Source organism: Streptomyces sp. UNOC14_S4 (assembly GCF_020740835.1).
Lineage (GTDB): Bacteria > Actinomycetota > Actinomycetes > Streptomycetales > Streptomycetaceae > Streptomyces.
This window is the reverse complement of the sequence record NZ_JAINFC010000687.1, coordinates 1-3136: the sequence shown is the minus strand read 5'-3', so window position 1 is coordinate 3136 and position 3136 is coordinate 1. Positions and strand designations below refer to the sequence as shown.

General features: G+C 74.3%; 3 protein-coding genes. All 3 read left to right on the top strand.

The genetic code is table 11. The features are described from left to right. A partial coding sequence (locus tag K6I34_RS34335; protein ID WP_308294098.1) for an ABC transporter substrate-binding protein occupies window positions 1-1049 on the top strand: 1049 nt, incomplete at its 5' end. Between the two features lie 316 nt (window positions 1050-1365). Further along, on the top strand, window positions 1366-2382 hold the full coding sequence (locus K6I34_RS34330; RefSeq protein ID WP_229331954.1) for an iron ABC transporter permease: 1017 nt from the start codon (window positions 1366-1368) through the stop codon (window positions 2380-2382). Continuing rightward, on the top strand, window positions 2379-3136 hold a 758-nt coding region (locus K6I34_RS34325), incomplete at its 3' end, for an ABC transporter ATP-binding protein (RefSeq protein ID WP_229331953.1). The genes K6I34_RS34330 and K6I34_RS34325, both read left to right, overlap by 4 nt.

The following is a 3136-nucleotide window of genomic DNA, read 5'->3' as shown; positions in this document are numbered from 1 at the left end:
CCCCACCCCAGACCGGAGGCCCCATGCGTCACCCAGCCCGCCTCGGCATCGCCGCGCTCGCCCTCGCCCTTGTGAGCACGGGCTGTTCGGCGGCCACCGGCGGCTCGTCCCCGTCGGACACGTCCGCGGACGGGACCGCCACGAAGGCGACGACCATCAGCAGCTGCGGCCGCGAACTCTCCTTCGCCGAGGCACCGCGACGGGCCGTCGCACTGGACCAGACGTCGACGGAGACCCTGCTGGAGCTCGGGCTCCAGGACCGGATGGCGGGGACGGCCAACCTCAAGACGAAGATCCCCGAGCGGTACCGGGACGCGTACGCCAAGGTCCCCGTCCTCAGCCCCAAGATCCTCACCGGTGAGCAACTACGGGCCTCGAACCCCGACTTCGTCGTCGCGGCCGAGGCCGGCCTGTACACCAAGGACCGCGCGGGCACCCGCGAGGAGCTCGGCGCGCTCAAGGTGCCCGGCTATGTCAGTGCCGTGGACTGCCCTCGGCGGAACGGAGCCAGCAGGACGCCCTTCGACCTGCTCTTCTCCGACTACGAAAAGCTGGGGCGGGTCTTCGGCGCCGAGGACCGCGCGGCGAAGCTGGTCCGGGAGCAGCGTGCCGCCGTCGCCGACGCGGCGGGGACCGCCGCCCGCGTCAAGGGCCGGCCGACCGTGGTCTGGCTCTACTCCGCCCTCAACGGCACCCCGTACGTGGCGGGCAGGACCGGCATGCCCAGCGAGATGAGCAGGATCGTCGGCGCGAAGAACGCCTTCGACGACATCGACGAGAACTGGCCGGAGGTCTCCTGGGAGAAGATCGCCGAGCGGAACCCGGACTTCGTCGTCGTCGGTGACCTCTCCGAGCGCGGCAGGCCGGGTGACAGCGCGGCCGAGAAGCGTGCCCTGATGGAGAAGGACCCTGTGATGTCCAAGCTGGCGGCGGTCCGGGAGAACCGGATCGTCGAGATCCCCGGTATCGAGATGGACCCGTCCGTACGGACAGTGCACGCCCTGCGGCTGCTGGCCGACGGCATGAAGGCCCTCGGCCATGCCCGCTGACCGCATATCCGCCGAGCCGGGCGCGTCCGCCGTTCCGGCCGCGCCCCCAGATCCGGCCGCATCCGCCGGTCTTGCCGCATCCGCCGTTCCGGGCGCATCCGCCGGTCTTGCCGCATCCGCCGTTCCGGGCGCATCCGCCGAGTCGGGCGCATCCGCCGTTCCGGCCGCACCCGCGGGTCCGGCCGCCTCCTCCGCCTCCTCCGGCACCTCGACAACAGCCGCGACGGACCTGCTGCGTCCGGCCGCGCGAGGCATCACCGTTACGGCCACGCCACCACGAGGCATACCGCCAGGCACACCACCAGGCAGTCGGGCCGTGCTCCGGCCGGTCCTGCGACCGGCCCTGGTCCTCGGCATCGCACTCGTCCTGACGGCATCCGTGGCGGCGTCGGTGCGGATCGGCGCAGCCGACGTCGGATACGCCGACATCGGCCGAGCGTTCGGCGTCCGGCTCGGTCTGGACGTCACCCCGCTGCCGCCACTGGCCGACTCGCTCGTGTGGGACCTGCGCCTCCCCCGTGTGCTGATGGCGGCCCTGGTCGGCGCGGCGCTCGCGGTGTGCGGGGCCGTCCTGCAGGCCGTCACCCGCAACGCGCTCGCGGACCCGTATCTCCTGGGGGTGTCCTCGGGCGCCTCCACCGGTGCCGTCGCCGTGGTCGTCCTCGGGGTCGGGGCGGGGACGCTGGGGACGACCGGCGGCGCGCTCGTCGGGGCGCTGGTCGCGTTCGGCCTGCTGCTCGCGCTGTTGCGGCGCTCGGACCCGGACCCGGTCCGTATCGTCCTGACCGGTGTGGTGGTGGGCCAGCTCTTCACGGCGCTGACCTCGCTGACCCTGATGGCCTCGGCGGACGCGGACACCACGCGCGCGGTCACGCACTGGCTGCTGGGGTCGATGGCCCCGGCCCGCTGGGAGTCCGTCGCGGTCTGCGCGGTCGTCACGCCGCTCGGCCTCGCGGTGGCCTGGCTGTGCTCGAACGCCCTGGACGCGTTCGCGTTCGGCGCGGACACCGCCTCGTCCCTGGGGATCGGCGTGCGCCGGACCCGGACGGTGCTGCTCGTCGTGACGGCGGTGCTGACGTCCGTGGCGGTGGCGACCGTCGGCGCGATCGGCTTCGTCGGGCTGATCGTGCCGCACGGGGTGCGCTTCCTGACCGGGCCGCGGCACAGGGTGCTGCTGCCGTGCGCGGCGCTCGCGGGCGCGGTGTTCCTGGTGTGGACGGACGCGCTGGCCCGGGCCGTCCTCGCCCCGCGGGAGCTGCCCGCCGGGGTGATCACCGCGCTCGTCGGCGTGCCGCTCTTCCTCCTCGTCCTGCGCAGGAGGGGTGCCCTGTGAGGATCACCGTCGAAGGGCTGAGCTGGGCGGCCGCGGGCACGCCGGTCGTCCGGGACGTCGGGCTGGACATCGCGCCGGGCGAGACGGTCGGGCTGCTCGGCCCCAACGGCTCGGGGAAGTCCTCGCTCCTGCGCTGCGTCGCCGGGCTGCGCGCACCGTCCTCGGGAACGGTCCGCTACGACGGCGAGGCGATACGCGGCTGGGACGCCCGCCGGATCGCGCGGCACGTGGCGTTCGTCGAACAGTCCGCCGCCACCGACGGCGAGCTGCGCGTCGCCGACGTCGTCGGGCTGGGCCGGACGCCGTTCCGGAGCCGCTGGCGCGGGCCGGACGCGACCGACCGGGCCGTCGTGGCCGCCGCGCTGGACCGGCTCGGGCTCACCGGTCTCGCCGACCGGCCGTGGCCGTCGCTGTCGGGCGGCGAGCGGCAGCGCGCCCACATCGCCCGCGCGCTGGCCCAGCAGCCGTGGGCCCTCCTCCTGGACGAGCCGACGAATCACCTCGACGTGAAGCACCAGTTGGAGCTGCTGGAGCTGCTGGCCGCCACCGAGCAGACGGTGCTGGTGGCCCTGCACGACCTGGCGTTCGCCGCCCGGTACTGCGACCGGCTGCTGCTCCTGCACCACGGGCGCCTGGTCGCCGACGGCGCCCCCGAGGACGTCCTGACCACCGAGCGCCTCGCCACCGTCTTCGAGGTCGACGCCGACCTCACCACCGACGCCCTGGGCCACCCCTCGGTCTCGTACCGCGGCCC